Source organism: Rubneribacter badeniensis, from assembly GCF_002899695.1.
GTDB classification, from domain to species: Bacteria; Actinomycetota; Coriobacteriia; order Coriobacteriales; family Eggerthellaceae; genus Rubneribacter; species Rubneribacter badeniensis.
The window spans coordinates 1-4,939 of the sequence record NZ_PPEL01000138.1 but is presented as its reverse complement, the minus strand read 5'-3'; the positions used below and the strand labels follow the sequence as shown (position 1 = coordinate 4,939).

Here is a 4,939-nt window from a genome sequence, read left to right as displayed (position 1 = left end):
CCCCCCCCCGAACCGCGTGTTCGAGCAATAGCCGCCCCTGCAACCAAGCACGCAACCCACGCACCACTCCTGCAACCAAGCACGCAATCCGCATGCACCCCTGCAACCATTCGCGCAATCCACGCGCCGCCTCCCCCCGCAACCAATCACGCGATCCGCGCGCAACTTCCGTAACCAATCGCGGTAAAGAATTCAGAAATTTTCAGTGATATTTGACCGTTTGCAACCTCAAAGAATGTTTGGGAGGCATTCTGCAGACAGTAGACGGGTCGAAACCGCTCATTTTGTTTGATATACAACGGAATTGATGCGTTGTATGGTATAGCTTCTCGCGATGCGCTTCCAAACGGTCAAATACCACTGAAAATTTCCAAATTCTTTACCGTTGCAAGAAAAGCAACATCCAGAAAGCCAAACCGGGAACCCAAACCCACCGCGCGCCGCAGATCGCGGCCGGCACATACGAAAAAGGACCCGCGAACGGGTCCTTTCGATTCTCGGTTGCAAGGCAGAGGGGCTATTCGGCCTTCTCTTTCTTGTCCTCCTCGGCGGGAGCGTCGGCCTTCTCGGCTTCGACAGCCTCCGCGCTCTCGGCAGCGGCCTCTTCCGCACCCTCGGCAACGGCCTCCTCGGCCTTCGCCTCGGCGCTCTCCTCGACAGCCTCCGCAGCCTTCGCCTCGGCGGCCTCCTCCTTCGGAGCCTCCTCAGCGGCCTCGACCTTCTTCGGAGCGGCCTTCTTCGTCGCCTTCTTGGCGGCGGGCTTGGCCTCCTCCTTCTTCTTCACCGGCTCGGTCACCAGCTCCATGATGACCATGGGGGCGTTGTCGCCCTTGCGGGGGCCGAGCTTCATGATGCGGGTGTAGCCGCCCTGGCGATCCTGCCACATGCCCTGCTCGACCTTCTCGAAGATCTCGCGCACAAGCTCCTTGTCGCCGAGGGCCGCGATGGCCAGACGGCGGGCGTGCAGGTCGCCGCGCTTCGCCCACGTGATGATCTTGTCCACGTCAGGACGGATCTCCTTGGCGCGCGACTCGATCGTCTTGATGCGATCATTCAGGAACAGGGCGTTCACCAGGCTCTTCTTCATGGCCTTGGTATGGGCGAAGTCCGTCCCCAGCTTGCGGCCCTTGTAATTGTGTCGCATGATACCTCTCTCCTATAGCTTCAAATTGAGGTCCATGGAAATGAGCTTGTCTTTCACTTCCTCGATGGACTTCGCACCAAAGTTTCTGATGTTCAGCAGGTCGTTCTCGGAGAACTCGACCAGCTGGCGCACCGAGTGGATGCCAGCGCGCTTCAGGCAGTTGTAGGAGCGAACCGACAGGTCGAGGTCCTCGATCTGCTTGTCCAGCTCGGCGTTGGACTCCTGGCCCTCCGGCGCGAAGATGGACGGGATCTCGCCCTCCTCCTCGTCGATGGCGTCGGACAGGCTGAGGAACGCCCCCATGTACTGGTTGATGATGTTGGACGCGCGGCACACGGCCTCGGTCGGCGTGATGCTGCCGTCCGTCTCAACCTCCAGCACGAGCTTGTCGTAGTCGGTGCGCTGGCCCACGCGGGTGTCGGTGACGTTGAGGGTGCAGCGACGAACCGGCGAGAACAGCGAGTCCACATGGATGACCCCGATGGGATCCTCCGTGCGCTTGTTGCGCTCGGCCGACACGTACCCGCGGCCCACCCCGATGCGCACCGTCATGTCCAGCTGACCGCCGTCGGCCACCGTGGCGATGACGTGCTCGGGATTGATCAGCGTGAACTCGGTGGGAACTTCGAGATCCGCACCCGTGACCGTGCAGGGGCCCTCGGCCGACACGTGCGCCGTGGCCTCCTCGATGTCGTCGTTGAGCGCGGAGAACACGAGCCCCTTCACGTTCAGGACGATGTCGGTGATATCCTCGATGACACCTTCGGCCGTGGTGAACTCATGCTGCACGCCCTCGATCTGGATGGCGGTGGCTTTCGCCCCGTCCAGCGACGAGAGCAGCACGCGGCGCATGCAGTTGCCCAGCGTGTAGCCGTAACCGCGCTCAAGCGGCTCGACGATGAAACGCGCGACAGTATCGTTGACTTCTTCCGTTGTTACCGTAGGCCTCATGAACTCTGTCATGTGGGATAAGCCTCCTTAACTTCGCGGCGATTACTTCGAGTAGAGCTCGATGATGAGCTGCTCGCGAATGTCCAGATCGATCTGATCGCGCTGCGGAAGCGAAAGAACACTGCCCTGAAGTTTCTCGATGTCGACCTCAAGCCATGCGGGAACCTGGAAGCGCTCGTTGGAGACAAGCGCGCTCTTGATGACCAGCAGTTCCTTCGACTTGGGGGCAACGGCCACGACGTCGCCGGCCTTCACGCGGAACGACGGGATGTCCACGCGGCGGCCGTTCACCTGGATATGGCCGTGCGTCACGATCTGACGAGCCTCTTTGCGCGTGCGCGCGAAGCCCAGACGGAAGATGACGTTGTCCAAGCGCGACTCGAGGATGCGCATCAGGTTCTCGCCCGTGATGCCCGGCATGGACTTCGCCTTCTTGTAGTAGCCGCGGAACTGCTTCTCGAGCACGCCGTAGATGAACTTGACCTTCTGCTTCTCGCGAAGTTGCATGCCGTATTCGCTCTCCTTGCGGCGGCGCTTCGGCTCGCGAATGGACGTCTTGGAGCTGCTATAACCCAGCACCACCGGATCCAGACCAAGCTGACGGCAGCGCTTCAGAACCGGGGTTCTATTGATTGCCATGGTTAATCGATCCTTTCAGTTACACGCGACGACGCTTGCGAGGACGGCAACCGTTGTGCGGAATGGGTGTGCAATCCTGGATGCTGGCGATTTCGAGGCCGGCGGCCTGCAGCGAGCGGATAGCCGTCTCGCGGCCCGAGCCGGGGCCCTTCACGAACACGGAGACCTTGCGCAGGCCGTGCTCCATCGCCGTCTTGGCAGCGGCCTCGGCGGCCATCTGCGCCGCGAACGGCGTGGACTTGCGCGAGCCCTTGAAGCCGACCGTGCCGGCAGACTGCCAGGAGATCACATTGCCCTGGGGATCGGTGATGCTCACGATGGTGTTGTTGAACGTCGACTTGATATGCGCGGCACCGACGGCGATGTTCTTACGCTCGGAACGCTTGATGCGCGTGCGCACTTGTTTCTTAGCTGCCACTTGTCTGCTCCCTTACTTCTTCTTGCCGCCGATTTGCTTGCGCGGACCCTTGCGGGTGCGAGCGTTCGTGTGCGTGCGCTGGCCGCGAACGGGCAGGCCGCGACGATGACGGAGGCCGCGGTAGCAGCCGATCTCCATGAGGCGCTTGACGTTCTGCGAAACCTCGCGATGCAGGTCGCCCTCGACCTTAAGGTTCGCCTGGATGTAGTCGCGCAGCTTCACGAGCTCCTCTTCGGTGAGATCGTTCGTGCGAGTGTCGGGGTTGATGCCCGTCTCCGCCAAGATCTTCTTGGAGGTGGTCAGGCCGATGCCGTAGATGTAGGTCAAGCCGACTTCAATGCGCTTGTCGCGAGGAAGGTCGACGCCAACAAGACGTGCCATAGGTTACTCTCCTCTTTCTTCCTAGCCCTGACGCTGCTTGTGGCGCGGATTCTCGCAGATGACGAGCACCTTGCCATGGCGTCGGATGATCTTGCACTTGTCGCACATTTTCTTGACCGAAGGACGTACCTTCATATCATTTTCCTTTCGGTTATGCGTACCTGTTCTATATTTCACGCCCAGCCGCAGACGCTGATTCCCTCTTACCCGACGATGCTTGAACGACGAGCCGCCGATTCGCCTATTTGAAGCGGTACGTGATGCGCCCGCGATTCAGATCGTAGACGGACAACTCGACGGTCACCTTGTCGCCCGGCAGGATCTTGATGTAGTGCATGCGCATCTTGCCGGAAATGTGAGCCAATATCTTGTGGCCGTTTTCGAGTTCAACCCTAAACATGGCGTTCGGCAGAGCCTCGAGAACGGTGCCCCCAAGCTCGATGACATCTTCTTTCGTCAAAGGTGCTCCTCCAAGCGAATCGTCGTTAAGCAGCAATCATAAATAGTACCAAACTATTGACAAGATGTGGAGGAAAAAGCGGGATGAGCGCACAAAACCAACAAACCGTGTTGGTTTTCGGTACCTGCTTGCCAGGCTCGCGGTCTGAAGCCGCGCAGTCCGCGCATAAGGAAGCGGGACCGCCAGGTATTCGCGCGATGCGCAGCCGCCTTGTCGGCTTGACGGAAGCGAGGCTCGTCAGAGCGGTCCGTCGAAGATAATGTGTCATTGTAGCGCTTTGCGCCACCAGGTCAAGCGAAGACGCGCGCGACGCGCCGCGACAACAAGAAAATCAGAACCGAGTCGCGACGCACCTCGAACGCCGCAAAGGCGAATCGTCTTGCCAGACAAAACGCCCAGCACGCAATGCCCCCAAGAAGGACGCAAGCAGCCAAGCGAACACGCACCCGCTCAAAGCTTTCGGGAGACGAAACTTCCGAAAGATGCGGATGGCAAGAAACGCATTCGCAAGAACCTGGCGGCATTCGCCGCACGCACCCTCCCCTTACGCACATCATCCCAAGCGCCAACCCTCGCCTCCGCATCTGCACCCGCACGCCCGCATCGTGCTCTTTCTGCGCGGTGGCCATGCAGGAAAACACGGCTTTTTTGGCCACGAAACCGCGTTCTGGCACGGATTCCGGCCTTGCTCGGGTCGCAAGAGGTGTTGCGGTCGACAAAACCCCAGGTCGGAAAATTTGAAGGCAAGCAAAATGCGGCGAAACCGCCCGAGCGTGTGCCAGAACGCGGTTTCGTGGCCAAAATCGGAGGGATTCGCAACGGTACCGTCAAGAATCTTGCGCACTTTTCCGACAGCCTCATAAGCCCGCCGTCCGGTGCGGCTACCCCTCCAGCAGAGTCACGTCCAGATAGCGCCTCGAGCCCCACTCGCTCTCGGCCACGTACT

General features: G+C 60.1%; 7 protein-coding genes. All 7 read right to left on the bottom strand.

Annotated features, from left to right (window positions below; all coding sequences use genetic code 11):
• Window positions 1-517: 517 nt before the first annotated feature.
• The 7 genes from rplQ to infA all read right to left on the bottom strand — a co-directional run bounded on the left by rplQ (window position 518) and on the right by infA (window position 3,993).
• Window positions 518-1,144, bottom strand: coding sequence for a 50S ribosomal protein L17 (gene rplQ, locus C2L80_RS13110; protein ID WP_087195541.1), 627 nt, complete (start codon window positions 1,142-1,144; stop codon window positions 518-520).
• 12 nt (window positions 1,145-1,156) lie between these two features.
• Window positions 1,157-2,107 (bottom strand): DNA-directed RNA polymerase subunit alpha, encoded by a 951-nt coding sequence (locus tag C2L80_RS13105; RefSeq protein WP_087195540.1) that lies wholly within the window; start codon window positions 2,105-2,107, stop codon window positions 1,157-1,159.
• A gap of 30 nt (window positions 2,108-2,137) precedes the next feature.
• Window positions 2,138-2,734 carry a 30S ribosomal protein S4 gene (rpsD, locus tag C2L80_RS13100; protein WP_087195539.1) on the bottom strand — a complete coding sequence of 199 codons (597 nt, stop codon included), beginning with the start codon at window positions 2,732-2,734 and terminating at the stop codon, window positions 2,138-2,140.
• Between the two features lie 19 nt (window positions 2,735-2,753).
• On the bottom strand, window positions 2,754-3,152 hold the full coding sequence (gene rpsK, locus C2L80_RS13095; protein ID WP_087195538.1) for a 30S ribosomal protein S11: 399 nt from the start codon (window positions 3,150-3,152) through the stop codon (window positions 2,754-2,756).
• Window positions 3,153-3,164: 12 nt separating this feature from the next.
• Window positions 3,165-3,533, bottom strand: coding sequence for a 30S ribosomal protein S13 (gene rpsM / locus C2L80_RS13090; RefSeq protein ID WP_087193071.1), 369 nt, complete (start codon window positions 3,531-3,533; stop codon window positions 3,165-3,167).
• 21 nt (window positions 3,534-3,554) lie between these two features.
• Window positions 3,555-3,668 carry a 50S ribosomal protein L36 gene (rpmJ, locus tag C2L80_RS13085; RefSeq protein ID WP_006363204.1) on the bottom strand — a complete coding sequence of 38 codons (114 nt, stop codon included), beginning with the start codon at window positions 3,666-3,668 and terminating at the stop codon, window positions 3,555-3,557.
• A 106-nt stretch (window positions 3,669-3,774) separates the two neighbouring features.
• A complete protein-coding gene (gene infA / locus C2L80_RS13080; protein WP_087193070.1) occupies window positions 3,775-3,993 on the bottom strand; it encodes a translation initiation factor IF-1 in 219 nt (72 codons plus the stop codon).
• Window positions 3,994-4,939: the final 946 nt, after the last annotated feature.

Excerpts from the sequence above, each read along its gene's own strand:
- rpsD (WP_087195539.1), bottom strand. The coding sequence starts at position 2,734 with ATGGCAATCAATAGAACCCCGGTTCTGAAGCGCTGCCGTCAGCTTGGT.
- rplQ (WP_087195541.1), bottom strand. The coding sequence starts at position 1,144 with ATGCGACACAATTACAAGGGCCGCAAGCTGGGGACGGACTTCGCCCAT.
- rpmJ (WP_006363204.1), bottom strand. The coding sequence starts at position 3,668 with ATGAAGGTACGTCCTTCGGTCAAGAAAATGTGCGACAAGTGCAAGATC.
- rpsM (WP_087193071.1), bottom strand. The coding sequence starts at position 3,533 with ATGGCACGTCTTGTTGGCGTCGACCTTCCTCGCGACAAGCGCATTGAA.
- C2L80_RS13105 (WP_087195540.1), bottom strand. The coding sequence starts at position 2,107 with ATGACAGAGTTCATGAGGCCTACGGTAACAACGGAAGAAGTCAACGAT.